The following is a 25,577-nucleotide window of genomic DNA, read 5'->3' on the forward strand; positions in this document are numbered from 1 at the left end:
CGATCAAACACGAAGCTCGTACTCAATATCCACGACCAGCCACTCCTCGCCGTATCTCCGCAATATGTACCCGTCAATGGCGAGGCCGCGCTCGGTCGTTACCGACATTTTTCCCGTGCGATAGTCTTCTTCTACCACGGCCGAATCCATCTTTGGGATATGCTCGGTTTTTGATTGCGGAATAGCGTTCAGCGTTATTTCCAGCGCCTTTTTCATCCCGTCCGCATGAGTAATACCGGCGGGCCGTTCTTTTGGGAGATACGGGGCACTGAGTTCGCGCCAGGCGGCGAGGCTCTCCTCTGTGCCAATTCGATTGATAGCGATGACCGCGAGCGATCGGCGCTTGTGACTGAGATCGGGATTGCGTGCGGCCTCCATCAGGTAGGGTATCGCCTCATTGCCGCCCAATTCCGCCACGGCGAATGGAAATCTTCGGTCGATGGGGTCATTTGCAAATGGAACTGGAGTCTGCTGGTAGATACGCGCCAGGTGCGGAAGCGCCGCCGTTTCCTTGCTCAGGGCGAATATTCTGTAGAGAACATGGTCCTGGTAGTCAAGAAAGCAGGGCAGTTGAGCCGCGAGGTCGAGCGCCGCGTCTGAGAGCTCCTTGCGCGCATCGGGCGTCAATTGTTCCCACAATTCGGATAGGGGTTTTCTCCGCATGCGAAGCACTTCAAGGTGGTATTCGCCACTGCCTTCCTGGGGAGGGCCAAAACGAACCGTCTTGGTAAGCGGAACGCCGGGTTCCAAGAAGGCGAAGGCGCGTGTAGAGTGGGTCTGCTCGTCTGTCCCTGCGCTAATGCTGAATGCATACCAACCAGGCGGTAGCGTGTGAATAATGAGCTGGTCTTCGGGCGCATCCCGGTCTGCCCGTATGTTATGGCTATTCCACTGGTGGCCGTCGGGGAAAATCTGAGTCACGTACATAATGGGAAGCGGTTTCCCGAACCGGTCTTCCGCCTGAAAAGTCAGCGGACTCTCGGGCAGGAGAATGACGCGTTGGGGGGCCTCGTCGGATACCACGGGGGTCGCGGGAAGCAGTTGCCAGCTCATGCCCGGAGCGGCGATCCAGCAATTGAGGGGCACGTCATAGCGCCCGCTGCCGCTATCCAGCGATACTGGATTGATCTCGCCTCTCCGCCGGGACACTTTGTGGACGGCTATTTTCTTTATTGGGTTGCCCACAGCATCATCGACTTGAACCGGCGCCGTGCGCTCGACCGCCAGCGCGGTCTGGGAGATCGCGGCGGTGACGCTTGCCAGCATCAGCACGATCAGAAACTGACTACCTGTCCGCAAAGCGCTCCTCCTGTTCCAGAATATCTTGCATGGGTTCCGCCGCACGCAATTGCTCATCAAGCTTCGCAATTTGGGCTCCAATTGTAGCGTGGTACTCGGCGGAGATGGTCTTGGCTATGGACAAGGCGCGCGCACAGTCCTGGCGAGTCACTCGAGCCATCAGCAGCTCTACAACTCGTTTTCGCAACTCAATATCGTCTGAATCGTAATAGGTATTGAGGATCTGATCGACTTTCGGGCGGTGCCTGTCGCCAAGTCGCTGCAACCAGGAGGCCGAGAGCAATCGCAACAGCGGGTTTTCCTGATTGGCAAGGTTGAGCAGGAGCTCCGTGGCCTTGGGGGCGTTGTACTTTGTGAAAACGGCCAAGTAATTGTGCGTCGATCGTGTGGAGCGCAAGCGGCCCGTTTCGCCCTGAAGCGTGTCGTAGAAGAGCGATTCTCGGACCGTACTCGCTTCCGCCAATGGACAAATACAAAGCAAGACGGTAAACGCATGTTGAAACGATGACCAATCGGGCGCACTTCGCAACCGCAGCACAATGGGAATAGCTTCAGGCCCCCAGCGACCCCAGGCGGATTGCGCATCCTGGAGATCGCCTTTTGTCGGGAAAAAGGAGAGCGACCGTGCAACCTCCTCGATTCGCGGTTGAAACCGGGGATCAGCGCGATCTTTCCATCCCTCGGGAAACGATGGATAGAAACCCGCACCGGCCATCAGGGGTGGGAAGACAACGCAAAGTGTAAGACAGAGCAAACGCATGCTGGTACTCCCTGAGGAGATACAGGACAACTACCTTTCGCTATCATACAAGAAAACGCCGCAGGGTTCCCGAGATTTTGAACCCTGCGGCGTTACTAAGACACCAATAAATTTTAAACGATATACTCGTTCAGCAGGTTTTCCAGGTATTCCTGCTTCCCGCTGCGGGGTTGGGGTTCGCCGTTGGCGAAGGTATAGGCCTCCATATCCTCGAGGGTCAATGCGCCGGACTCGATGCTCTTTCCGAAGGGCGTGTCCCAGCCGGCGTAGCGCTTCTGGCGGGCCTTTTCGAATTTGCCGTCCTTGAGCATGCTGGCGGCGGCCTTGAGGCCGCGGGCGAAGGCGTCCATCGCGCCGATGTGCGCGTGGAAGAGATCCTCGGGGTCGATGGACTGGCGGCGGAGCTTGGCGTCGAAGTTGAGGCCGCCCGCCTTGAAGCCACCGGCCTTGAGGATGGTGTACATCGCCAGCGTGGTCTCGTAGAGGTTGGTCGGGAACTGGTCGGTGTCCCAGCCGAGTAGCTCGTCGCCGCGGTTGGCGTCCACGGAGCCGAGGAGGCCGTTCGCGGCGGCGTATTCGAGCTCGTGGAGGAAGGAGTGGCCGGCCAGGGTGGCGTGGTTTGCCTCGATATTGAGCTTGAGGTGGTCCACGAGGCCATACTTCATCAGGAAGGCGTGGCAGCTGGCGGCGTCGAAATCGTACTGGTGCTTGGTGGGCTCTTTGGGCTTCGGCTCGATGAAGAACTGGCCCTTGAACCGGATCTTTTCCTTATACTCGACGGCCATGTGCAGGAAGCGCGCGAGGTGGTCGAGTTCCCGGCCCATGTCGGTGTTGAGGAGGGTCTCGTAGCCCTCGCGGCCGCCCCAGAAGACGTAGCCCTCGCCGCCGAGGTACTTCGTGACTTCGAGGGCCTTCTTCACCTTGGCGCCGGCGTAGGCGAAGATGGCCGGGTCCGGATTGGTGGCCGCGCCGGACATGAAGCGGCGGTGCGAGAAGAGGTTGCACGTGCCCCAGAGGAGCTTGATGCCGGTTTCCTTCTGCAGCTTCTTCGCCTGCTTCGCCACCTTGTCCAGGCGCTTCTGCGACTCCAGGATGGTCTCGCCCTCGGGCGCGATGTCGGAATCGTGGAAGCACCAGAAGCGGACGCCGAGCTTCGAGAAGAACTCGAAGGCCGCCTCCATCGTCTGCTCCATCATCGCGTCCTCGCTCGCGGCCTTGTCGTAGCTGCGGATCATTGTCGGCCCGCCGAAGGGGTCGTTGCCGAGGCCCTTGAAGGTGTGCCAGTAGCACACAGCGAAGCGGAAGTGGTCCTCCATCGACTTGCCGAGGATTTTCTGGCTCGCCTTGTAGTGCTTAAAGGCCAGCGGGTTCTTGCTGTCCGGGCCTTCGTATCGAATTTTCTTGATGCCGGGAAAAAATTCCGCCATGGTGTTTCTCTCCTCCGTATACAGGAAACTGCGGTTGGCTTGGGGAAGCGTAGCACTCCGGCGCGTGTTTTTGCCAGCGGGCGGGGGCGAGGATATGGAAGCGGCGATGTGGCGTGGTGATGCCCATCAGGGGAGATTCGCTCCAAATACGGTCAGAATCTCTATGGTGGTTCAGATTACCCGGTACAGGAAGCTGTGCTTTCGGTAGACAACCCGCCGGATGCCCTCCCCATACTCCGGTGTCGGCGTCCCGGAATCTGGAAACTCGCAAAGTAGTCTCTCCAGCCAGTCCTTGATGTTTTGGAGGTACGCCACAACGAACGGCGCGGAAAGGTGTTGTTCGTAAAGATAGTCTGCGATCTCTTCCATGCGCTCGCGGGCTCGGGGAGAAAAAACTATCTGTCGCTCATTCATACTTTGCGCGAATTTCCCGCATGGCCGTAGTCAACGGGATGCCCTCACCAGCGTCCAATTGAGCGATCGAAACACCAATGTCCTGCTTAACGCGTTCGTGGTGGAGGAATACTGAGAAGGCCCGCGCAAGCGAATCCATATCGCCACCATACCGCTCCTCGATGCAACGCTCAAGTTCTGGGTTGTCTATCTGAATATTCAACATCGAATTATCCTTGCAGATCGCCTGGTAAGGCGCATCCCGTTGCCGCCAACAGCGCCCGGAACCCGGATACGTTGTCGCTCCAGGTGATTGTCGTGAAGTGGAACAATTGTTTCAAGTCGAACACGAATCTGAAAGAACCGATATGTGACGCGCCCGCTTGCCAACCTGCCCGGGTCGCGTCCCCGCCACGGTGGGCGTAGTGTCTGGCGCAACGGGATGTTCGCCGGATTCAATTCGCTCGGCGAGCACGCGCAGCGCCAGGGCTTCCGCCTGTGCAATGGCCGCTTCCCGGGTTGGGCCGTATTTCAGCACGCCGGAGAGTTCGAGGACTTCGGCTATCCAGCGTCCATCGTCCTCTTGTTCGGTTTCGATCGTGAAATTCATGTGGCAATCTCGCTAATCGAGTGTTCGTTCCCATTCCGGCAGGGATGCCAGCGCTCCATGCAGTTTACACCCAGGGCAATCGCATTTAAACCTGATCGTGGCGCATGGGCGTATGCTTGTGTCGATTTGGATGCTTTAATCAAGGAAAGTGAGCGTGTTGGAGCGCCGGCATCCTTGCCGGCAGAGATGCCGGCGCTCCAACACGTTCCTTCTCCATTAGTTCTCCGTGGTTCGTATGGCGATTGGCCCGTACACGAAGTTTAAATGTGCTTGCCTTGCGTATACACCAACTTGGCACGGCGGGCCGCCGCGGGGTAGGATAGCGTCCCCGCGGGTTGGGCGTTGTGCCCGGCGTGTTGCGGGTTCCCTTTTTGCCGCTGAAATCGAGCCCCCATGTCCGATACCCTTGGAGAAAACATCCTTACGCGCTTTACCCCCTCGGCGGCGCGGTCGGTGCAGGAGGCGATTGAGGGGACGGGCGGGCGCGAGGTGTTTTTCGCGGGGAGCGTGGATGGACAGGGGCGGGTGGCGCAGGTTCGGGTGTGCGCGCGGGGGCATGAGTCGGCGGTGCCGGCGCTGTTTGAGTCGCTGGAGGTGCGGGATGTGGTGATCCACAACCACCCGTCGGGGAACCTGGCGCCGAGCGAGGCGGATGTGCAGCTGGCGTCGATGTACAGCGCGCACGGGCACGGGGTGTACATTGTCGATAATGACGTGACGCGGGTGTATGTGGTGGTGGAGCCGTTTCTGCCGAAGCAGGTGACGCGGCTGGACCCGCTGGAGCTCCGGGGGATGTTTTCGCCGGGGGGCGCGGTGGGGCGGACGGTGCCGGGCTTTGAGGTGCGCCCGCAGCAGGTGCGGCTGATGGAGGCGGCGGCGGCGGCGTTCAACGAGGGGAAGATCGCGGTGGTGGAGGCGCCCACGGGGGTGGGGAAGACGTTTGCGTACCTGCTGCCGGCGGCGCTGTGGTCGCGGCGGAACAAGGAGCGGATCGTGATCAGCACGCGGACGATCAATCTCCAGGAGCAGATTATCGACAAGGATATCCCGCTGATCCGCAAGGTGATCAACGAGCCCTTGGAGGCGTGTCTGGTGAAGGGGCGGGGCAATTACCTGTGCCTGCGCAAGCTGGAGCGGGCGCTTTCGGAGGCGCAGCTGTTTGACGACGAGACCACGCAGCACCAGTTGGCGGCGATCGGGGAATGGGCGGAGAAGACGGAGGACGGGAGCAAGACCGATCTGCCGTTCATGCCCGGGCGCGAGGTGTGGGAGCGGGTCTGCTCGGAGTCGGACAGTTGCAGCATGGGCCGCTGCCCGGACACCAAGCGCTGTTTCGTGGGGAAGGCGCGGCGGGAGATGGGCAAGGCGGACCTGCTGGTGGTGAACCACCACATGCTGTTTTCCGACATCGCGATCAAGCAGGAGGCGGGTGACTTCACGGCGCAGGCGGTGCTCCCGCACTACAAGCGGGTGATTTTCGACGAGGCGCACAGCATCGAGGACTCGGCCACGGAGTATTTCGGGATGTCGGCGACGCTCCTGGGGGCGAAGGCGTCGTTCGGGCGCTTCATCCGCACCGAGCGGGGCCAGGAGCGCGGGCTGCTGCCGACGATCGTGGTGATGTTGATGAAGGAGTGCCCGCAGCTGAGCGTGGACGATTTCCACACGATCCAGAAGCTGGTGGAGGAGCGCATCAAGCCGGCCCTTTCCGAATGCCGGGAGAACGCCGAGGATATTTTCGTCGCGCTTCGGGCTCTCGCGTCGCTGCGCAGCGGCCAGATCGGGCGGGACATCAAGTGGCGCCTGACGGAGGACGCCCTGCGCGATCCGACGCTGCGGCAGATCCACAACGAGCGGGTCGTGCCGTTTGCCGACGCCGTCACGAAGCTGATGCAGGACGTGCAGACCCTGCTGCGCCGCCTGCGGGCGATCCCGCCGCGCGACGACGGGGAAGAGGCGCCGCTGGTGGCGGAGCGCGCGCAATTGCAGGCCTACGCAAACCGTGTCGAGCGCGTCGCCAACGCGCTGCTGGAGACGACGAGCGAGGAGATCCAGGAGAACTCGGTGCGCTGGATCGAGGTGGACGCGCGGAACGAGCAGTTTGTCCGGGTGGCGCGGTGCCCGCTTGAAGTGGGGGCGCCACTCGCGGAATGGGTCTACGGCAACCTGGACACGGTGCTGATGACGTCGGCGACGCTTGCGGTGCAGCGGGAATTTGGGTACCTTTTCCAGCGGTTGGGCCTTGATCAGGTTCGTCCGGAGCGGATCGTGTCCGCGATTCTCGATTCCCCCTTCGACTACCGCGAACAGGCGATGCTGTGCCTGCTCAGCGACGTGGTGGATCCCAGCGATCGCGGTTTTCTGGACGATTCGGTGGAGGGGATACGGCGCGCGCTCGCGATCTCGCGGGGGCACGCGTTTGTGCTGTTCACGTCGTTCTACGCGCTCGACCACGCGTACAAGCGCCTGGAGGGGGAACTGCGGCAGGCCGGCATTACGCCGCTGCGCCAGGGCGACGCGGGCCGGAGCCAGTTGCTCGACCGCTTCCGGGCCGATACCGCGAGCGTGCTGTTCGCGACGGACAGCTTCTGGGAAGGGGTGGACGTTGCCGGGGATTCGCTGCAGTGTGTTATACTCCCGAAATTGCCTTTTCGCGTGCCCACGGAGCCCATCCAGCAGGCCCGCGCCGAGGCCATCGACGCCCGGAACGGCAACGCGTTCATGGCCTATTCGGTGCCCCAGGCGGTCATCAAGTTCCGGCAGGGTTTCGGCCGCCTGATACGGCGGCGATCGGATCGCGGGGCCGTGGTGGTGCTCGACCAGCGGGTGCTTACGAAGCGCTACGGCCGGGTCTTTCTGGAATCCCTCCCGCCGATGCAGATTATCCGCGGGGACCGTGACGCGGTGTTCGAGGCCATGGCGCAGTTCTTTCATCCCGCGGATGGGGAGTAACGCATGAATCCGGCATCTGAAGCTGTATGTGGCGGGGCCGTGGGACGCCCCGCGGCGGACCGGCGCGCATGACGCCCGAGCACGCGAAGCCCACGATTGAGGCGCAGGACGCCCACTTGCGGCCCTATGGGGTTGGCGGGGACTATATTGGATCCCGCCGGGCGCGACGATCGTTTCGCCTGCTGGTGATCGCGGCCCTCGGGTTTACGCTGGCGCTCTATTTCGTGGAGCGCTACATGCGCTACGACCTGAACGAGGTGCAGTACCGCATGGCGCTCACGCTCGAGGACGATTCGCAGCGGGCGATCCTGCGGAACGTGGTGCGGCGGAACGCCGAGCAAAGCGAGGCCCCAACGGCGCGCTATGTCGAAGCCCTTGCGGCCATCGAAGAAGACGATGTAGTCCTGGATCGCTTTGCGGAAGCGGTGAAGCTGGCCCCGGACAAGGGATCGCTGCTGATCGTTTATGGCTGCCGGCTGTTCCGCCACGGGCAGTACCGGGAAGCCCGCCAGGTATTCCGCGAGGCCACTCTGAAGACCACCCGCAACGCGCTGCCGAAGTACCTTCAGGCGGCGGCGCAGGCGGCATCGTCCACGGCGGAGGAGGACTTTCGCACCGCGGCCGCGCTGGTTGGCCGCACGAACGACAGCGGCGAGCCGGTGCTTTTTCCGCAACCCCCATGGCACGACAGCCTCCCGCGCGACGGCCACTGGTACGCATCGCTGCGGCGGAAACTGGCCGAACGCTGCTGTGAGCCGCTGTACAACTACAAGAACACCCTCATACGCCGCGCGCGGGAGCAGGCCGGCGGGGGCGACCCGGTGACCTGGGATGCGTGGCTTGTGCAGCTGCAACACCTCGGCGAGCGGCTCCTGGGCAACGCCGGCAGCGAGCGCGAGAACGTGGGGTCCGGCCAGGCGATCTATGGCCTCCAGATTCAGAAAGACGCGATCGCGGCCCGCATTCACCTGGCCGAAGCGGCCGGTGCGGCGGCGGATGCGCCGTTAATCGAGCGCCAGGTGCGCGTGGAGGAAGCGCTTGGGCGTCTACAGGCCTTCGAGGAGTATCGCGAGAACTCCGTCAATGAAGCGCGCGCGCGCCTTCGCCAGCCGGTGCGGCTCGCGTTGCACGCGCTGGCCGCGCTCTGGGGGGCGTGGTTCTTCTGGTGGGCCGTTGGGGGCGTGGTCCACACCGATCGCAACTCCCGGGCGCTGACCTGTCCGAGGGCCTCGCTGGGCGTTCTCGCGGCCTGGTATTCGATGGTTCTCCTGCTGTTGATTCTCTGTTCCGCCGGCGCCGCGGCGTCCTCGGGACTGATGGCGGCGCTTGGCGGGGTCTGGTACCTCCTGATCGCGGCGATCATGTTGTTTTCGCTAGCCTACCCGGCCGCGACACTGCCTCGGGCGCATGCCGCGTGCCTGGCGCTGGCCTCCGAGGCCGGATACCCGGAGCGTCTGATCGAGGCCCGCGCCTGCCGCCGCCGGGCGTATGTCTCTCTGACCGGGCGCCTGAGTTTTCGCGCGCTTGGCGGAGCGCTCATCTGCCTATGCGCCTGGTTCATCGGGCACCGGATATTCACGGGACTGTACCCGACGGACATCAAACTGCTGCTGCCGTCGCTGGATGCCGAGGAGTATCAGCTTCTTTCGGAGGTTTGGAATCTGCTTGAACTCTGAGGCGGTGGAGGTGATCCCCGGGTATCCCGGTGGCGGCGTTGAAGCGAGAAAAGAGTGATAATCGCCACCGATGAGTTGACAGGTTTGCAGATAGCGCGATATAATCATTCTGAATAAGATTAAACTGAGAATTGTGCGTGGCTGCCTCTTCTTGTATACCGATTTTCCCTCGCCTGATTGCAACGGTGGGCCGACGCGTTCAATCAAGGAGTGCTTCTTGTGAGTGATCGTGAACAGAAAGCCTTTACCACGTTCGAGGCAGCAAAAATCTGCCATGTGACGCACCACAGCATTAAGAACTGGATCAAGCAGGGCCTGATCAAGGCCTCGCGAACGCCGGGGGGCCACTACCGCATCCTGGAGGACGATCTGGACCGATTCCGCGAGAAATACGACATGTTTCCGCGGGAGAAGGGCCCGTCGCAGCGGCGGGTGATGATTGTGGACGACGATCCGGACGCGCTGGCGCTGATGGAGAACATCCTGACGGACGACGGGTTTGAGCTGGTGAAGGTGAGCAATGCCACGGAAGTGGGCCTGAAGGCGGCGCAGATGGGACCGGATTTGATTCTCCTGGACTTTCTGATGCCGGAGATCAATGGATTTGAAGTCTGCAAGGCGTTGCGTGACAACGAGTTGACGCGCAGTATCCCGATCATGGCGGTCACCTGCCTCACGAAAGAGCAGGATATCGAGCGGATCTTTGAGTGCGGAGCGGACGAGTACCTGGCCAAGCCGTTCCGGGTGGATCACCTGCTCGAAAAGGTGCGTGATTTGATTGGGCGCGGCCGCGCCAGCGAGTAACGCCGCCAGGCTCCGGGGCGCGCGGCGGGCGCTTGCGTTGCCACGGCGGGATCGGTGAGAATCGATGCGACGAAAACGCAGCGTAACCCCAGGACGCGAGTAGTCTTGCCGATTTTCAAGCGACAGTCCCGAGGCGGCATTGAGCGCAAGTTCATCACATCGATCGTCTGGGTCGGTGTGATTCCCATGGTGCTGGCGCTCGCCAGCGGCTATGTGCTCGCCCGCGAGAATCAGAAGAACGCGGTCCGCCGCAATCTGGAGACGGCGTCGCGCCTGAAGGCGGAAAGTGTGCGCCTGACGCTGCATACGCGCCTGCAGCGGACGCGCCTGGCGGCGCACGATCCCGAATTGGCCCGCGCCCTGGCCCTGGCATCTGATCCGCAGGCCCGGAATCAACTCGGCGATGTGCTATCGCGCCTGAAGGCGTCGGTTTCCGCCGAAGGGGGGCTGCGCTCCGATTTCGCCGCCTACACCCGCACCGGCGAATTTATTGCGAGCACCCGCGCGAACGCCCGCCACCAAAATCATCCGGAATGGGAAGCCGGGCTCACCGATGCCCAGCCCGCCGGATTCGATTACGAGCAGCACATACTCCGGATCGCCGCGCCCGTGCGCGAACCAGGCGCCGTGCGCCCGCTGGGCTTTCTCGTCGAGGATCAGGATGTGCGCGATGCGCTGCGCATTTTGCTTCACGAGTTTGGCCCAAGGGAGAGCGCCGGAGACGAAACGGAACACTACGAGGTGCTGGCCCGGGATCCGGCGGGGGAGTACAGGAGCTATTACATCGCGGAACAGCGTGATACGCGTGATCCGAGCACGCTGTCGCGCCTCGCGGACCGTGAACTGGCGCGGCAGTTGAACGCGTTTCCGCGGCTGGAGTCCGGCGCGTTGATCATCAATGATTTCGCGGGCCCGGCGGGGGCGATTCCGGCGGTGGTGGCGTACCACCGTATCCACGAAAACTATCCGATCTATCTCGTCGCGTACCGATCAGCCTTTGACGTGTACGAGAGCATTAACGTGGCCGCGTTGCTGACGCTGGTGCTTTCGAGCCTGATCATCGGCCTGTTCTGCGTTATTGCGTACCGCAACGTGCACAACAATGTTATCCGCCCGGTTTCGCTCCTGAACGAGGGCGCCCAGATTATCCGGCAGGGCGATCTGGAGCTGAAGCTCGTGATTGGGACGGGGGACGAGATCGAAGAGCTTGCGATGTCGTTCAACAAGATGGCGAGTGCGCTGCGGACGAACATCAACCAGCTTGAGGAGTCGGAGGAGCGCTACCGCAACCTGATCACCTCGATGCGGGACGGCATCTACCAGACGAACACGGAGGGGAACATCACGCTGATCAACCCGGCGGGGGTTCATATTCTGGGCCACAAGAGCGCGCCGGCGGTGGTGGGCAGCAATATTCGGGTGCTCTTCCTGGATCGCCTGGACTACGCCCGGGTGACGCGTGAGCTGGAGCGCCACCGCTTTGTGGAGCGCATGCGGGTGTGGATGAAGCGGGCCGATGAACGGACGATTTGCGTGGAGCTTGCGGCGAACCAGGTGTATGACGAGAACGGGGCCTTTGTGGGGATCGAGGGCACGTTCCGGGACGTAACGCAGAACGTGGTGCTGGAGCAGGAGGCGCGGGAGCGATCCGAGCGCATCGCGGCGATCAACCAGATCGCGAACACGATTAATTCGAGCCTGGAGGCCGGACGGGTCTACGAAAGCATCGTGGTCGAAGTGCGCAAGCTCATCAATTTCGACTATGCCGAGGTGGTGCTGTTCAGTTCGGAGGACGATTCGATGGAGCGCCACCAGCTCTGGCCGGAAGCGGCCGGGGGGGGCGCCTCGGCGGATTATGCCGGCGTGGAGCCCCAGTCGGCGCTCTGGGTCGCGCGCGAGAAGAAGGTTCTATGCCTGGACGATCTGCGCGCGGGCACGTCGCCCTTCGAGCGCGAATTTCCGAAGGAAATCCGCAGTTGCCTGTGCCTTCCGCTGTATGCGACCGAGCGGATCATTGGCACCTTGAAACTGGGGGCGCGCGAGGTGGGCGCCTTCGGGAAACACGAAATCGAGATTTCCGAGCAGATGACGCCGCACGTGGCTGTGGCCATCCGGAACGCGCAGTTGCTCGAGAATCTCCAGCATTCGCTCGAAGAGGTGACGCTGGCCCGCGAACGCCTCCACGAGATGAACGACGAGCTGAAGACCCTGGACGAACTCAAGACGAACCTGCTCTCGAATGTCTCGCACGAGCTGCGCACGCCGCTGGTGGCCGTGATGGGCTACACCGATATGATCCTCAACGGGAAGGTGGGGCCGATTAACGATGTGCAGACGGAGTACCTGGGCATCAGCCTGCGCAATATCGAAAAGCTGGTGACGCTGATCGAGAATCTGCTCGACTTCTCCCGCCTGCACCGGGGGGCGGAGGAGCTGGTGTTTGACACGTTTGACATGGTGGACTGCGCGCGCACGAGCATGCAGATTATCAAGCCCGTGTCCGACAGCCGGGACATCCGTCTGGATCTCGTCGCGGAGGAGCAGCCGGTGCTGGTGGAGGGGGACAAAGGGAAGCTGGGCCAGGTATTCAACAACCTGCTGTCCAATGCGGTGAAATTCAATGACGCGGGGGGCACGGTTACGGTGTCGATCCGCATTGACGGGAGCCAGGTGACGGTTTCCGTGTCCGACACGGGGATCGGGATTCCGGGGGAGGCGCTGGACAAGATATTCACCCGCTTCTACCAGTACGACGCGTCTTCCACGCGGAAATACGGGGGCACGGGGATCGGCCTGGCCATCGCCCAGGACATCATGCGCCTGCACGGGAGCCGGATTACCGTGACGAGCGAGGTGGGGAAAGGGGCGACGTTTACGTTCAGCCTTCCGCTGAGCATGGCGCAGGACCCGGATCGCGCGAGCGCGGGCCCGAATCCGCCGCTGCCAACGGAAACGCATCTGCTGGTGGAACTGGTCACGCAGGACCGCGCGCTGAGCGCGCAGATCCGGAATCTGCTCCTTTCGGAGGGGATGGACGTAATCCACGCGGCCTATCCGTCGGTGGCGCGATCGCTTGCGGAAAAGTACAGTCCGGATGTGCTGCTGGTGGACACGGAAGCGGGTCCGCTGGGCACGGTGGTGGTCGAGGAAATCCTGAAGGATCCGTCTTCGATCCCGGTTCCGATCATCCTGCTGACAAACGACGAGGACCTGTACGAGAAGTACGAATCGCAGGTGGCGGCGCGTATACGGCGGGGATTCCGAAAAAGCACGCTGCTGAGCGGCATCCACTACGCGCTTAGCCACGGCGTATCGGGCTTTGAGGAACTGGGCGACAAGGTGCTCTGTGTCGACGACGACGAAGAGATCGGGATTTTCATAGCCCGCTGTCTGGAAAACGAGGGCTTCGAAACGGAACAGTGCAAATCGGGCGAGGAAGCGCTGGAACGGGTGGCGAATGGGGATTTCTGGCTGGTGCTGCTGGATATTGCGATGCCCGGGATGGACGGCTGGGAGACGTGCCGCCGGATTAAATCGAATTCCGCCATCTCGGGAATAAAGATCTATATGGTTACGGCCAAGCCGATCGACAAGAGCCTGGCGCAGTTGCACGAGTGCGGCGCGGACGGCTATCTCATGAAACCCTTCAAGGCCGATGATTTGGTGGGGCTGGTGCAGAGTTACCGCCCGCGGAAGCGCGCGGTTGGGCCGGCGGAATCCGGCTGAACGCCCCGACACACTGGCCAACGAACGAACAGGAGAATCGAAATGAGTCTGGCATTACTATGCGTGGTGAGCGCGGCCCTTTCGGCCTCGCCGCTCCTGGTGGAAACGGATGATTTGGCGGGAATCGCGTCCGCGCTCGTGGTGGACGTTCGCGATGCGGACGCCTTCGCCGCAGGCCACATACCGGGTGCGGCGCACCTGGATTACGAGCAGTTGTCGGAGAATCGGGATGGGGTCAATGGACTGCTGAAGCCCATGGATGCCTTAATTCCGATCCTGGCCGACGCCGGGTTGGATCCCGAGCGAACCATCGTGGTCTACGGCGCCATGGACGGCGCCACGAGCGTGGTTCCCGCGACGCGGGTATTCTGGGTACTCGAGTACCTCGGCTATCGGGATGTCCGGCTGCTCAATGGGGGGCTGGCCAAGTGGCGGGCGGAAGAGCGGCCGCTGGAGACCGGCGCGAGCCAGGCGTCTCCGATTGTCCCGGAGCGCCTTTCTACCCTTGCCCCGCGCGAAGCGCTGTATGCGACCCGCGAAGAAGTGCTGGACGCGCAACGGACGAAGCAGGGGCTCCTTGTTGATCTTCGCGGCAAGAGCGATTTTACGGGCGAGACGAAATCGGGTTCCGCGCCGAAAGCGGGGCACATCACGGGGGCGAAGAACCTTCCGGGATCCGAATTCCTGGAGGAACCGTATTTCACGTTCAAGGCGCCCGAGCAGATTCGCGCACTGGTGGCCGCGGCGTCACCGGAGGCGAATCAACCAGTTATTACGTATTGCAATACCGGGCGCATCGCCACGGTCGGCTACGTGGCGTACCGTATCGCGGGGTTTGAGGATGTGTCGCTGTATGATGGATCGATGTCGGAGTGGGGCTTGCATGCGGAGTGCCCTATGTCCACCGGCCCGCAGAGTTAACTGCGCGCCGTGGCGTTTTCAGGAAGGAATGAGACCATGAAGTACAGGCGATTCGGCAAGACCGAACTGCGGATACCCGTGATCAGTTGCGGGGGCATGCGCTACCAGCAGTCCTGGAAGGACAGCGAGCGCCACCTGATCACCGAAGAGAGCCAGCGCGGCCTCGAGGCGTGCATCCGGCGCGCAGTGGAGCTTGGCATAAACCACATTGAAACCGCGCGGGGTTACGGAACAAGCGAATACCAACTGGGCAAGATCCTCCCGACATTCAAGCGCGACGAACTTATCGTGCAGACCAAAGTCGGCCCGGACGCGGATGTGGCGAAGTTCCGGGCGGATTTTGAGGCGTCGATGGATGCGCTCCGGCTGGACTATGTGGATATTTTTTCGTTCCATGGCGTCAATACGGACGCGTGCCTGGAGAACACGAAGAAGTGCATGGATACCGCGCTCCAGTGGAAGAAGGAGGGGCGGATCCGGGATATCGGGTTTTCCACGCACGGGCCCACGCGGGTTCTGGTGGAAGCCATACAGACCGATATGTTTGAGCATATCAACCTGCACTGGTATTACATCTTTCAGAACAACTGGCCGGCGATTGAGGAGGCCACAAAGCGCGACATGGGCGTGTTCATAATCTCGCCCAATGACAAAGGCGGTCTGCTGTATAAGCCGAGCGAGAAGCTGGTCGAACTCTGCAAGCCGCTGCACCCGATGGTCTTCAACGGGCTATTCTGTCTTTCGCGCCCGGAAGTGCACACGCTGAGCTGCGGGGTTTCCAAGCCGGAGGACTTCGACATCCATATGGAAACCGTGCGCCTTATGGACAATGCCGCGGAGTTGATCGCGCCGATCGAAGCGCGGCTTCGGGACGCGCTGGTGGGCGCGCTGGGCGAGGAGTGGGTGCGTAGCTGGGAGGAAGGGCTGCCGGACTGGGACGAGACCCCCGGGGACGTCAACATGCCCGTCATCCTCCGGCTGTGGAACTACGCGAAGGCGTTTGACATGGTGGAGTACGGCAAGATGCGGTACGGCCTCCTCGGCAATGGCGGGCACTGGTTCCCGGGGAAGAAGGCGGAGGCGCTCGATGTGGAGGCGGTCAAGGCCACCGTGGCGGGCCATCCCTTCGCGGGCGTGATACCCGAGCGGATCCAGCAGGCGCACGAGATGCTCAAGGGGGAGGAGAAGAAGCGTTTGCAGGAGTAATGCAATCCGGCTCATATCCGCGCGGGCGCGGCGCCTTACCTGTCAAACCAGACCTTGCGGCCGAGGCTCCACTGAAAATTATTTTAGTCTCCTGACACATCCTGTCAGGAGGCCGGTGCTACACTTGCGCCATCACTGAACGGGCAGCAGCCCCCAATCAACGATGGAGAAAGCACCATGAACCCCGATCCCCTGATTACCCAACTGAAAGCCGTCAAGGAGTACTTCGACCGCTCTACCCGTAACCTCGCCGAGGAGCACGCGAACTTCCGGCCTACCCCCGAGATGATGACCGCCGCGCAGCAGGTCGCCCACGTCGCGCAGACCTTCGACTGGTTCATCGAAGGAGCGTTTCATCGGCCAGACGGCTTCGACATGGACTTCGACAAGCACATGGAGGCCATCAACGCCGTCACGTCGCTCGCGGACGCCCGCGCCTGGTGGGAATCCTCCTTCAAGCGGGCGATCGAGGAAATCGCCGCGAAATCCGAGGCCGAACTCGACGCGCCGCTTCCCCCCGGCCCCGTCATGGGCGGCAGCCCGAGGTGGGCCATCGTGGGCGCGCTCGACGACCACACCGCGCATCACCGGGGCGCGCTCTCCGTCTATGCGCGCCTCAATGGGATCGTGCCGCCCATGCCCTACATGGACATGTGATCCCGATACACCGGCGCATTCCCGGCTGGCCTCGCCCGGGCCAGCCGGGAAGCCGCATCGCCCGCCCGGGAATGCTATAATAATCCCAGCTTCCACGATGAGGGTCCGATGTTCCGCCGACGCGCCGAAAAGCTGTTTCTGTACACGCTCCCGCTCCTGTTCTTCGCGTGCCTGCCCGCCGAAGCGGGGGAGACCGACCAATACCTCACCTGGACCGTCGAGCTGGAAGATTCCGCGCCCGCCCTCAACGCCTATCTGGACCGCGAGATCCGCGCCTTTGTCGAGAAAATGAACCGGCGCAACGACAAGGTCGACGATCCCGCGGCGTTCACCGCCGCGTGTTTTCAGCATCTCTTTGGCGGGCTCTTCGCGTCCCGGCTCCGCAACTGGCTCAAGAATGCGGAAGAGGTTGACCGTTTCCCTTCCGACGGCCTGTCGGACTGGGAATACCAGCGCATGAGCGTGCTCCGCGAGCCCGCCTTCCCGTTCATCCTGCCCATGGCCCAGACCATTCGCGTGGGCGACGTCTACCTGGGTATCGACAAGATCGGGCACATGTTCGGATTCGGGCGGCGCTACGTGCAGCGCTACCACCGCCACCGGGACGCCGGAGAGGCCCACGACGAGGCCCTCGATCGCGTGCTGGCGTGGGGGCTGCGCCAGGAACTCACCCTGGTCGGGAAACTGGTCGACGGCATCTTCTCCCACGCCGACCTGGAGGCCAACTACCAGGGGTTTCGCCTCGCCCGCGTCCTCTACCACGGGCCGGACGCGCTCTTCTATCGCGATGGCGATGCGTGGCGCTACCGGGGCGGACTCGATATCCGCGACTTCGTCACGCCCGATATGGACGAATCCTACAACACCAATGATTACGCCGGCTGGCGCGCCCGCCTCGTCACCCCCATCGTCGAGGAACGCTACGCCCCGCTGGAAGAGACGGATGCCGTGCGGGACCGGTTCAGGCGCTACGCGCGCGACTACGCTCCGAGCCGGTCCAAGCGCTTCGTCGACGCCTGGTTTGAACGCGACCGCGATGACAGCGGGGCCCTCGCGCGCAAGTGACGGCCACCGCGCCGCGAACCCACGGAGCTACCATGAACGCCCTTCCCGAGAACCATGTCCAGATCGACGGTATCCTGGTGGATGTTCCGGCCCTCATGAAGCTCAAGCACTACTGCGACCCCATGCTCTGCCGGAACAAGCGCTACTGTTGCGCGAGCTACGAGATCACGATCGACCGGGCCGATATGCGCCGCGCGATCGGATTGATGCCGTCCGCCGCCGCGTTTGCGCCCGAGGTGGGGGAGGGGCGCGACCACGAGAATCCCTTCGAGAAAATCGAAACCGGCCGCTGGGCCATCGATTGTGATGACGAGACCGAGGCCTGCGCCTTTTCCTTTCGCGACAAGCAAGGCTGCGGCTGGTGTTCCCTCCACGCCGCCGCGCTCGAACTGGGCCTCGACCCCTACCAGCAGAAGCCACAATCCTGCACCATGTGGCCCCTCGCGCTCTCCGAAGGCGATCCGCCCGTGCTGTCCATTCAGGATGACGTGTACACCTTCCCCTGCGCCTGGAAACGGCGCGGCAAACCCAAAGGCCTGTACCCCGACATCGCGGACAACGTGAAAGCCATCTTCGGCGAGGCCTTCCTCGAAAAACTCAACCACGCCATCGCCCGAGATGCATAGCCAAAGCCAAATGCCTCAGAACGTGGCCCACCGGTCCCCGACCGCCGTGCCCGGCGCCGCCACAGACGCCACAGTCGCCGCTGCTGTCCCTGTAGTCCCTGCCAAACCCAACTCCATCACCCACAGGAGCCACCCATGACCCCCTACCTTATTGGCGTCGAAATCGGCGGCACCAAACTCCAGGTCGCCCTGGGAGATCGCGACGGCCACATTTTCGCCCGCGAGCGCGGCGATGTCGACCCCCGGCGCGGCGCCGAAGGCATTCTGGACTGGCTCGACGCCGCCACCCGAAAGATCATCGAAGGCTGCCCGCGCGATGGCCACCCCGGCGCCATTGGCATTGGATTCGGCGGCCCCGTCGACTCCGCCACCGGCCAGGTGCTCGTCTCCCACCAGATCGAGGGGTGGGAGGGCGTCCACCTCAAAACCTGGTTCGAAGACCGCTTCAAGCTTCCAGCGTGCGTCGAGAACGACGCCAACGCCGCGGGCTGGGCTGAATACTGCCTCGGCGCCGGCAAGGGAACCCGCTGCTTTGTGTACTGCAACATCGGCAGCGGTATCGGCGGCGCCCTCGTGGTGAATGGGCAACTCTACAACGGGCAAGGGCTCGGCGCCTGCGAAATCGGCCACACCTACGTGCCCGACTGGACCGCCGACGTCCCCGGGGCCGCCGACAAGCTGGAGCACCTCTGCTCCGGCTGGTCCATCACCCGACGGATACAATCCTGGAGCGATCTCGATCCCGACTCGATACTCGAGCGCCTCGCGGGGGGCGACGCCCGCGCCCTTACCTGCCCCATCCTCGCCGAGGCCGCCCGCCAGGGGGATTCCCGCGCGCTTGCGGAGATCGGCGCCGTCGCCAACGCGGTCGGGCGCGCCCTCAGCAACGTCGTCACCCTGCTGCACCCCGAACGCATCGCGCTTGGCGGCGGCGTCGCGCTCATGGGGGACGTCCTCCTGAAGCCGCTCGCCGCCAGCATCGACCAGCACGCCTTCGGCCCCTACCGCGGCCGCTACCAGCTCGTTCCCTGCGCGCTCGAGGAAGACGTCGTCACCGCCGGCGCACTCCTGCTCGCGCGCGATCTCCTCGATCCGCCCGCGCAACCGTAGCCCGCACCCGCGCCAAGGGCCATCCAAAAGAAAACCGCCCAAGGGGCGCTTGCGCAAACCCTTGGGCGGTGGAATGTTACATGGTGGAGCTGAGGGGGATCGAACCCCTGGCCTCCGCATTGCGAACGCGGCGCTCTACCAACTGAGCTACAGCCCCGTAACAAGGCGCAAAGAATAGCAAATACGCGGGCGCGTATGCAAGCATTGGGCGCTGTTTTTTGTTTGAATCTCCAGGCGGCCGGTGCGGCGATTTCAACCTACATATTCGGGATGTTCCGCCCGATCAGGGTAAGGAATTCCTGCCGGGTAATGGGTTCATCCCGGAAGCTCCCGAGCACGGACGAAGTCGTCATCACCGAGTTCTGCTTTTGGACGCCTCGCATCATGCTGCACAGGTGCTGGCACTCAACCACAACCCCCACGCCCTCGGCCTGGGTCTGCCGCATGATCTCCTCGGCGATCTGCGCGGTGAGGCGCTCCTGAATCTGGAAGCGCCGCGCGTAGAAGTCCACGATACGCGCCAGCTTGCTCAGACCGATCACCTTTTTCTCCGCAATGTAGCCCACGTGGCAGCGGCCGAAGAACGGAAGCATGTGGTGTTCGCAGAGGCTGTAGATCTCGATATCCCGGCTGATGATCATGTTGTTGGATTCAGCCTCGAATATCGCCTCGTTCACGATCGCGTTGATATCCTCCCGGTAGCCCGACGTCAGGAATTCATAGGCCTGGGCCACCCGGTGGGGGGTCTTCAGGATCCCCTCGCGGTCAGGGTCTTCCCCCAGCTCCACCAGGAGCTCACGCACCAGCGCGGCGATTCGGTCTCGGTTCATTTCAGCAGGGTCTCCTTGAGGCGGCGCGTAAACTCGGGCTCGGGTTTCAGGGCGGCTATCGCGCCCGGGTCGGCTGATTCATTGAGGGGCTCGGACTGCCCCGGGAGTACAAGTGCTGGCGCGAGTTCCAGCAGGCCCGCCGCAAGAAAGGGGCGGGTCAGGATATCCGGATCCGGAATTTCCAGGCCGCCCGTTCGGATTATCGCATCGCCAAACAATAGTATATCCAGGTCGAGCGTGCGAGCCGCATACCGATCTTCGGTGCGGATGCGGCCCGCCGCCCGTTCGATGGCATGCAACAACTCCTGGAGGCGGCCCGGCAGTAGATCCGTTTCCACCGAAAGCACGCCGTTCAGGTAGTCCGGCTGTTCCGGGCGGTCTATCGCCGGCGTGCGGTAGAACGTCGACACGCCCGTAATCGCGGTGCTCTTGCCCAGCAGCGCGAGCGACGACAGGAGGTTCGTTTCCGGATCGATATTCGACCCCGCGCCAATGAAAACAATCGTATACATGGCGTTCCTCAGGAGGCGGCATCGGCCCGGGTGCGCGCAATCTCCACCGCCACGCTCCGGGCGAAGCGAAGGGCCCCGGGCTTGTCCACGGTCACCTGCGCCAGCGCCACGCCGGGCGGCTCCAGGCAGATGCGGGCCACTTCCTCGGCGAGCTTCTCAATGAGGAAAAACTCCGAGGATTCCACCATCGCCACAATCTTCTTCTTGATGGCCTTGTAGTCCACCGTATCCTCGATGCGGTCCGATGCGCATGCCTGGCGCAGATCGCAGCGCAGCACGACATTGATGATAACGTCCTGCCGGTGGGTGCGTTCTTCGGGGTATATGCCCACAATACAGCGGAGTAGCAGGTCCCGGATATAAATCTTGTCCAAGCGATTACCCATACATGCACCCCCGCAGGTTTCGGCCCCCGTCCACATAGATAACCTGGCCCGTCACGAAACTATTCCGGAGCAGGAACAATACGGACTCCGCCACCTGATCCGCGCTGCCATAGGTCTGCAACGCATTCGTGTGCTTGAGGCCCTCCAGGTAGGACGTATCCTTGCCTTCCGGCGGAAGCACCAGGCCCGGCGCGACGCCATTCACCCGCACCTGCGGCGCATACTCCACCGCCATCATCCGCGTCAGGTCGTGCAGCATTTTCTTGCTGAGGTGGTACGGCACGTGTTTGCGGTCGTAATCCCGCACCATCGTATCCAGAAAATTGATCACCGCCCCCGCGCGCCGGGCCTGCGCCAGCCGCCGCGCGAGCAGCGCCGGGGCCAGCGTATTGACCTGGATGTTCGGCAGCAGGGTGTCGCCGGAGAGTTCATCCAACGCGCCCTCGGGAAAGATCGAGGCGCTGTTGATCAGAAAATCGATCTCGCCCGCATGTGAAACCGCGGCGTCCCAGACGGTGTCCACGGCGGCAGGGTCCGCCAGGTCCCCCTGAACGCACCACGCGCGGACCCCGGAGCCCTTCAGATCCTCCGCCGTCGCCAAGGCCTCGCGTTCCGAAGATCGGTAGTGCAGAACGCAGTGCACCCCCGCGCGGGCGAGCGCCCCGGCCGTGGCGGCGCCGAGCCGTTTTGCGCCACCGGTAATCAGGGCAGTTTTTCCAGCAAGATCGAGCAATCCGGGCAACAGTACACTCCGGTACAGCGCGGCTTTCCCGGCCGCGGCGTGGAAGCGGAATCAGTTTTCGGGGTAGGGGGGAACCTGCTGGACGCCTTCGAGCACATCGGCGGCCGGCAGGATGATCGGCATTACATTATTCCGGCGCGCCCCCGCCGAGGCCTCCGCGCTGATCGCGCGCAACACGAACACGCCCACCAGTTTGCCGTCCAGCCGGAACACCGGGCTGCCCTGGGTCGTGCTGGTGGGGTCATTGCCCGGGATGTAGTAGCGCCGGGGCCGTTCCACGACCGCGTCGATGTACTCAAATGAGGCCGAGAACACGCGGTTGGCCACGCGCCCGAGCCGGTTCAGCGTAACCACGCGATCCAGCAGCTGCACTTCGCCGTTCTCTTCCAGGCTCACATGCGCCATCGGGGCTTCGGGCTTCTTCAGCGGGCGAATGAAGGCCAGGTCAAGCTCCACATCGCGAATAACCACTTCCGCCGGGATCTCGGTGTTATCGTGCATCAGCATTTTCAGATCGTTGATCTGGCTGTCCATCCTGAAATCCTGGCCGCCGCCCATCATCGTCTTGTAGATGCTGCTCGGATCCGTCGACGAAAGCGCAAGCACGGTGAGGCCGTCCGGGCTGATCACCGTGCCCGTGGCTTCCTCTTTCGACTCGTTTTCGTTCGTGCTGCCGCCGAACGAGGAGGATATCTTTACCACCATCTGCACCGTCACCACCGCCGCCCGATGGTTCTCCAGAATGGCGCGCCCGGCCGCGGCGTCCTCGCTGGCCAGCGCGGGCCGCGCCAGCAGCGCCAGCAGGCCCAGCGCCAAAACGGTAGCGGTGCGGTTTTTTGCTCGCATGGGTTCTTCCTCTTTCGGTTCGGGTCGCAATGCAGCCAGGAACGCGGTCCGGTCTAGGACGCCGGGTTCCACTGCGGTTCAATTTCGATGAACAAGGTGTGAATGCCGCGCAGGACCTTGAATACCACCGTGTCCGGTTTCGCCTCTTCCACCGCCTCCAGCACCGCCCGAACCGCCTCCACATCGGCCGCCGGCTGTCCGTCGATCGAGAGCAGCAGGTCGCCAACCGAGAGCTGGCCCAGCGCGGCCCAGCCGCCCGATTTCACTTCGTCGACCAACACCCCCACCTGATCGGTCCTCCAGCTTTCCTGCGCCTTGTCGAAGAACGTGATGTCCCGAACGGTGAACTCGAAGGCCTCGTTCCGGTACTTCTTCATTTCGCGGTCGAGCTTGGGGGCCAGCACGAGTTCCACGGGCAACGAGAGCTGTTCGCCGCCGCGCCGAACGCGCAGCGATATCGTGTCCCCGCTCCGATATTGCCGGATCAGGGTCGGCAATTCCTCGTAATGCTCCAGGGCCGACGCCGTAAGCGGCTGGTCGTCCACCGCCAGGATGAGATCGCCGACCAGCAGGCCGGCGGATTCCGCCGTGCTGTCGTTGTACACGTGCGTCACCCGAAATCCCTTCAGATCATCGCCGCCAAGCAGGCGCGCGATGTCCCGCGTGATCACCTGCGCTTCCACCGGAAGCCACGCCTTCTTCACTTCCAGCCCGGGATCCTGCAATTCCGTGATGCCCACTTCGATCACGGTAAGGTACTGGCCGTTCTTGCGCTCGAAATTCGTCAAGGTCGGCGTCGGCCCACTCGCGCCCTCGGTGACTTTCTCGGTCAACGCCACCAGGTCCGAAACATTCTTAATCGGCTCGCCGCCCACCGACACAATGACGTCGTTGCGCTGGATTTGGGGCTTCGACGCGCCCGCGGGGCCGCCGGGGCGCACCGAGGTCACCAGCACGCCGTCCGTCGTGTCCCGCTTCAATTCCTTCGAAATACCGATCGAAAGGTCGCGCACCGTCAGGCCCCAGGGCTTCAATTCCACCTGGTCCGGCAGCATGGGCTCCCGCTCGATCGGCGTGATGTTAATGTCCAGCTCGGATCCGCCCCGCAGCACCCGCGCCACCACGGGCTGGCCGATCGGCAGGTCCGCGACGAGCTGATTAAAGTCGGGCAGTTGTTCCGCAAATCGAACATCGATTGCGACGCCGTTGAGCGAAACCAGCAAATCGCCCGCCTGAAGTCCGGCGGACGTTGCGGGCGAATCCTTCAATACGCCGCTCACCAGCACGCCGCGATCATGGCCGCTTCCCTTGAGACGCGGCTGCGCATCCAACCCCAGCCATGCGCGAACGACCTTGCCCTCCGCGATCAGCTTGGCCGCGACCTCTTTTGCCAGGTTTCCCGGAATGGCGCCGCCCAGGCCCATGCCGATTTCGTTAATGCCGATGATCTCGCCGTCCAGATTCACCAGCGGGCCGCCGGAATTGCCCGGGTAGATCGCCGCGTCGTGCCCCAGCCAGCGCACCAGCGCGCCCACGTCCTCGCCGTCCATTTCCATGCCGCCCCAGCGCCGCACGGAATCCGGCATGATCATTTCGGTGTTGCTGATGATACCCAGCGTTACCGATTGCGACAGGGCGCGCGGGCTGCCCATGGCCAGCACCTGATCGCCCACCTGCACGGCGCTGGAATCGCCAAAGGCCACGGTCGGGAACTCCCGGGGGGCCGCCGGCCGCAATTTGATGATCGCCAGGTCGGTCAGCGGGTCCTTGCCCACCAGATCCGCATCCATCTCCGTCTTGTCTGAGAAAATGCACTTAATCCGGGCCGCATGCCCCGCCACGTGGTGGTTCGTGATGACATGCCCTTCCGGCGTAATCACCACGCCGCTGCCGGAGATCTCATACTTGTTCTCCCGGCCCTCGCGATAATAGGTTTCCACCACGTGGATCTGGACCAGCGCCGGCTTCACCTTCGAAATCGCGCGATCCACCGCCGCACGCAAGGCGCTCGGCGGCGTATCCGCGGGGGCTACCGAACAAATCAGGGCCGCCAATACGACAAATCCGGTATACACGTGTTGAGTCTTCATGAATGATCCTAGCGTGGTTCCGCCAATTCTTGTGATCCGGACCCTGGGCTGCCGCCGCGCCTTACACCATGCCCGACCGTTGCCCGGCATCGGGTCATCGGTGTTCTATTCGCCCGAGAAGAGATTCTATGTAACGCCGTGCGCCGGCGGCAATACGGCGCTACGGGCGCCGGCCGGATGTCCCTGCATACTACCATACCCGCCCCCCGCGCTCAACGCCCCGAAGCGCCGTCAAGATATCGCGCCACGAACGGTGGCTGCGGCGTTTCATAGTGCCGCGGCTCGCCGCTGTAGGGATGGCGGAAGTCCAGCGAACGCGCGTGCAGCGCCACCCGTTTCTCGCCGTATTTCGCCACGCCATACTTGCGATCCCCGAGTATGGGCAGCCCGTTTTCCGCCAGGTGCACCCGGATCTGGTGCTTGCGGCCCGTCATCAGGCTGATCTCCAGCAGCGACACCCCGTTCCGGCTGGCCAGCAGGCGGTAGGCGGTGTGGGAAAGCTTGCCCCGGGCCGCGTTGGGCGTCGAACGCACCCGGTGTACCCCTTCTTCGATGAGGTAGGAGCTGAATACCCCCTCCGGCGCGCGCGGTTCCCCCTGCACCAGCGCCAGATAGCGCTTCTCGACCTGATCCCACTGCCCCTGCAACGCGCGCTTCGCCGCTTCGCTCCGCGCAAACACCAGAATGCCCGATACCTCCCGGTCCAGCCGGTGCACAATGAAGATCCGCTCGCGGGACTTCGGGTTTCCATGCCGGACATAATCGTTCAGGCGGTAGTACGCCGTTTCACGCCGTTCGTTCGCCGTGGCCACCGTCAGCAGGCCCGGCGCCTTGTCGACCACCACGATATCCCGGTCCTCGTGAAGAATGATCAACCCCCTGGGCTGGTGGGATTTGCGGGGAGCGCGGGAAGCGGGCATCGGGCGGGCCTTCGGTGGC

The 25,577-nt window shown here is 63.0% G+C and carries 22 protein-coding genes, 1 tRNA gene and 1 pseudogene; 10 read left to right on the forward strand and 14 right to left on the reverse strand.

Annotation, left to right across the window (positions count from 1 at the left end; translation table 11 throughout):
• Positions 1-3: 3 nt before the first annotated feature.
• The 6 genes and pseudogenes from KF886_24490 to KF886_24515 form a co-directional block, all read right to left on the reverse strand.
• Positions 4-1,299, reverse strand: a complete 1,296-nt coding sequence (locus tag KF886_24490) for a hypothetical protein (GenBank protein ID MBX3180519.1) — start codon at positions 1,297-1,299, stop codon at positions 4-6.
• On the reverse strand, positions 1,286-2,059 hold the full coding sequence (locus KF886_24495) for a hypothetical protein (GenBank protein MBX3180520.1): 774 nt from the start codon (positions 2,057-2,059) through the stop codon (positions 1,286-1,288). The genes KF886_24490 and KF886_24495 overlap by 14 nt, the downstream gene beginning before the upstream one ends.
• Positions 2,060-2,172: 113 nt before the next feature.
• Entirely contained in the window at positions 2,173-3,486 is a 1,314-nt protein-coding gene (gene xylA / locus KF886_24500; protein MBX3180521.1) for a xylose isomerase, read from the reverse strand.
• Between the two features lie 171 nt (positions 3,487-3,657).
• Complete coding sequence (locus KF886_24505) at positions 3,658-3,900, reverse strand: type II toxin-antitoxin system RelE/ParE family toxin (protein ID MBX3180522.1); 243 nt, start codon at positions 3,898-3,900, stop codon at positions 3,658-3,660.
• Complete coding sequence (locus tag KF886_24510) at positions 3,893-4,105, reverse strand: hypothetical protein (protein ID MBX3180523.1); 213 nt, start codon at positions 4,103-4,105, stop codon at positions 3,893-3,895. Before KF886_24510 ends, KF886_24505 begins: the two co-directional genes overlap by 8 nt.
• 219 nt (positions 4,106-4,324) lie before the next feature.
• Positions 4,325-4,489: pseudogene (locus tag KF886_24515) on the reverse strand (type II toxin-antitoxin system HicB family antitoxin).
• A gap of 393 nt (positions 4,490-4,882) precedes the next feature.
• On the opposite strand from KF886_24515, the gene KF886_24520 reads away from it, so the two are divergent.
• From KF886_24520 to KF886_24565, 10 genes are all read left to right on the forward strand, one after another.
• Complete coding sequence (locus KF886_24520) at positions 4,883-7,441, forward strand: DEAD/DEAH box helicase (GenBank protein ID MBX3180524.1); 2,559 nt, start codon at positions 4,883-4,885, stop codon at positions 7,439-7,441.
• Positions 7,442-7,509: 68 nt separating this feature from the next.
• Positions 7,510-9,117, forward strand: a complete 1,608-nt coding sequence (locus tag KF886_24525; GenBank protein ID MBX3180525.1) for a hypothetical protein — start codon at positions 7,510-7,512, stop codon at positions 9,115-9,117.
• Between the two features lie 219 nt (positions 9,118-9,336).
• The gene (locus KF886_24530) at positions 9,337-9,921 is read left to right on the forward strand and encodes a response regulator (GenBank protein MBX3180526.1); all 585 of its coding nucleotides are present in this window, start codon (positions 9,337-9,339) and stop codon (positions 9,919-9,921) included.
• Positions 9,922-10,026: 105 nt separating this feature from the next.
• Positions 10,027-13,647, forward strand: coding sequence for a response regulator (locus tag KF886_24535; GenBank protein MBX3180527.1), 3,621 nt, complete (start codon positions 10,027-10,029; stop codon positions 13,645-13,647).
• 42 nt (positions 13,648-13,689) lie between these two features.
• Positions 13,690-14,568, forward strand: a complete 879-nt coding sequence (locus KF886_24540; GenBank protein ID MBX3180528.1) for a sulfurtransferase — start codon at positions 13,690-13,692, stop codon at positions 14,566-14,568.
• A gap of 36 nt (positions 14,569-14,604) precedes the next feature.
• The gene (locus tag KF886_24545) at positions 14,605-15,774 is read left to right on the forward strand and encodes an aldo/keto reductase (GenBank protein ID MBX3180529.1); all 1,170 of its coding nucleotides are present in this window, start codon (positions 14,605-14,607) and stop codon (positions 15,772-15,774) included.
• A gap of 177 nt (positions 15,775-15,951) precedes the next feature.
• Positions 15,952-16,431 carry a DinB family protein gene (locus tag KF886_24550; protein ID MBX3180530.1) on the forward strand — a complete coding sequence of 160 codons (480 nt, stop codon included), beginning with the start codon at positions 15,952-15,954 and terminating at the stop codon, positions 16,429-16,431.
• 108 nt (positions 16,432-16,539) lie between these two features.
• Entirely contained in the window at positions 16,540-17,496 is a 957-nt protein-coding gene (locus tag KF886_24555) for a hypothetical protein (GenBank protein ID MBX3180531.1), read from the forward strand.
• A gap of 32 nt (positions 17,497-17,528) precedes the next feature.
• On the forward strand, positions 17,529-18,122 hold the full coding sequence (locus KF886_24560; protein MBX3180532.1) for a DUF3109 family protein: 594 nt from the start codon (positions 17,529-17,531) through the stop codon (positions 18,120-18,122).
• A gap of 135 nt (positions 18,123-18,257) precedes the next feature.
• A complete protein-coding gene (locus tag KF886_24565; protein MBX3180533.1) occupies positions 18,258-19,232 on the forward strand; it encodes an ROK family protein in 975 nt (324 codons plus the stop codon).
• Between the two features lie 81 nt (positions 19,233-19,313).
• On the opposite strand, the gene KF886_24570 is transcribed toward KF886_24565, so the two are convergent.
• The 8 genes from KF886_24570 to KF886_24605 all read right to left on the reverse strand — a co-directional run bounded on the left by KF886_24570 (position 19,314) and on the right by KF886_24605 (position 25,558).
• Positions 19,314-19,389: transfer RNA gene (locus tag KF886_24570), tRNA-Ala, on the reverse strand.
• 100 nt (positions 19,390-19,489) lie between these two features.
• The gene (gene folE / locus KF886_24575) at positions 19,490-20,062 is read right to left on the reverse strand and encodes a GTP cyclohydrolase I FolE (GenBank protein MBX3180534.1); all 573 of its coding nucleotides are present in this window, start codon (positions 20,060-20,062) and stop codon (positions 19,490-19,492) included.
• The gene (gene folK / locus KF886_24580; GenBank protein ID MBX3180535.1) at positions 20,059-20,574 is read right to left on the reverse strand and encodes a 2-amino-4-hydroxy-6-hydroxymethyldihydropteridine diphosphokinase; all 516 of its coding nucleotides are present in this window, start codon (positions 20,572-20,574) and stop codon (positions 20,059-20,061) included. The genes folE and folK overlap by 4 nt, the downstream gene beginning before the upstream one ends.
• 8 nt (positions 20,575-20,582) lie before the next feature.
• Entirely contained in the window at positions 20,583-20,960 is a 378-nt protein-coding gene (folB, locus tag KF886_24585; GenBank protein MBX3180536.1) for a dihydroneopterin aldolase, read from the reverse strand.
• On the reverse strand, positions 20,953-21,702 hold the full coding sequence (locus tag KF886_24590; protein ID MBX3180537.1) for an SDR family oxidoreductase: 750 nt from the start codon (positions 21,700-21,702) through the stop codon (positions 20,953-20,955). The genes folB and KF886_24590 overlap by 8 nt, the downstream gene beginning before the upstream one ends.
• 51 nt (positions 21,703-21,753) lie before the next feature.
• The gene (locus tag KF886_24595; GenBank protein MBX3180538.1) at positions 21,754-22,548 is read right to left on the reverse strand and encodes a trypsin-like peptidase domain-containing protein; all 795 of its coding nucleotides are present in this window, start codon (positions 22,546-22,548) and stop codon (positions 21,754-21,756) included.
• Between the two features lie 53 nt (positions 22,549-22,601).
• Positions 22,602-24,638, reverse strand: a complete 2,037-nt coding sequence (locus KF886_24600; protein MBX3180539.1) for a PDZ domain-containing protein — start codon at positions 24,636-24,638, stop codon at positions 22,602-22,604.
• 212 nt (positions 24,639-24,850) lie between these two features.
• Positions 24,851-25,558: an RluA family pseudouridine synthase gene (locus tag KF886_24605; protein MBX3180540.1), complete on the reverse strand. Its 708-nt coding sequence runs from the start codon at positions 25,556-25,558 to the stop codon at positions 24,851-24,853.
• Positions 25,559-25,577 lie beyond the last annotated feature (19 nt).

The organism is Candidatus Hydrogenedentota bacterium, from assembly GCA_019637335.1.
In the GTDB taxonomy this organism is placed as follows: Bacteria; Hydrogenedentota; Hydrogenedentia; order Hydrogenedentales; family JAEUWI01; genus JAEUWI01.

Bases quoted from the DNA above. Each gene is read 5' to 3' on its own strand.
- KF886_24555 (MBX3180531.1), top strand. From the start codon at position 16,540: ATGTTCCGCCGACGCGCCGAAAAGCTGTTTCTGTACACGCTCCCGCTC.
- KF886_24525 (MBX3180525.1), top strand. From the start codon at position 7,510: ATGACGCCCGAGCACGCGAAGCCCACGATTGAGGCGCAGGACGCCCAC.
- KF886_24550 (MBX3180530.1), top strand. From the start codon at position 15,952: ATGAACCCCGATCCCCTGATTACCCAACTGAAAGCCGTCAAGGAGTAC.
- KF886_24510 (MBX3180523.1), bottom strand. From the start codon at position 4,105: ATGTTGAATATTCAGATAGACAACCCAGAACTTGAGCGTTGCATCGAG.
- KF886_24540 (MBX3180528.1), top strand. From the start codon at position 13,690: ATGAGTCTGGCATTACTATGCGTGGTGAGCGCGGCCCTTTCGGCCTCG.
- xylA (MBX3180521.1), bottom strand. From the start codon at position 3,486: ATGGCGGAATTTTTTCCCGGCATCAAGAAAATTCGATACGAAGGCCCG.
- KF886_24560 (MBX3180532.1), top strand. From the start codon at position 17,529: ATGAACGCCCTTCCCGAGAACCATGTCCAGATCGACGGTATCCTGGTG.
- KF886_24565 (MBX3180533.1), top strand. From the start codon at position 18,258: ATGACCCCCTACCTTATTGGCGTCGAAATCGGCGGCACCAAACTCCAG.
- KF886_24545 (MBX3180529.1), top strand. From the start codon at position 14,605: ATGAAGTACAGGCGATTCGGCAAGACCGAACTGCGGATACCCGTGATC.
- KF886_24520 (MBX3180524.1), top strand. From the start codon at position 4,883: ATGTCCGATACCCTTGGAGAAAACATCCTTACGCGCTTTACCCCCTCG.
- KF886_24605 (MBX3180540.1), bottom strand. From the start codon at position 25,558: ATGCCCGCTTCCCGCGCTCCCCGCAAATCCCACCAGCCCAGGGGGTTG.
- KF886_24505 (MBX3180522.1), bottom strand. From the start codon at position 3,900: ATGAATGAGCGACAGATAGTTTTTTCTCCCCGAGCCCGCGAGCGCATG.
- folB (MBX3180536.1), bottom strand. From the start codon at position 20,960: ATGGGTAATCGCTTGGACAAGATTTATATCCGGGACCTGCTACTCCGC.
- folE (MBX3180534.1), bottom strand. From the start codon at position 20,062: ATGAACCGAGACCGAATCGCCGCGCTGGTGCGTGAGCTCCTGGTGGAG.
- folK (MBX3180535.1), bottom strand. From the start codon at position 20,574: ATGTATACGATTGTTTTCATTGGCGCGGGGTCGAATATCGATCCGGAA.
- KF886_24600 (MBX3180539.1), bottom strand. From the start codon at position 24,638: ATGAAGACTCAACACGTGTATACCGGATTTGTCGTATTGGCGGCCCTG.
- KF886_24595 (MBX3180538.1), bottom strand. From the start codon at position 22,548: ATGCGAGCAAAAAACCGCACCGCTACCGTTTTGGCGCTGGGCCTGCTG.
- KF886_24495 (MBX3180520.1), bottom strand. From the start codon at position 2,059: ATGCGTTTGCTCTGTCTTACACTTTGCGTTGTCTTCCCACCCCTGATG.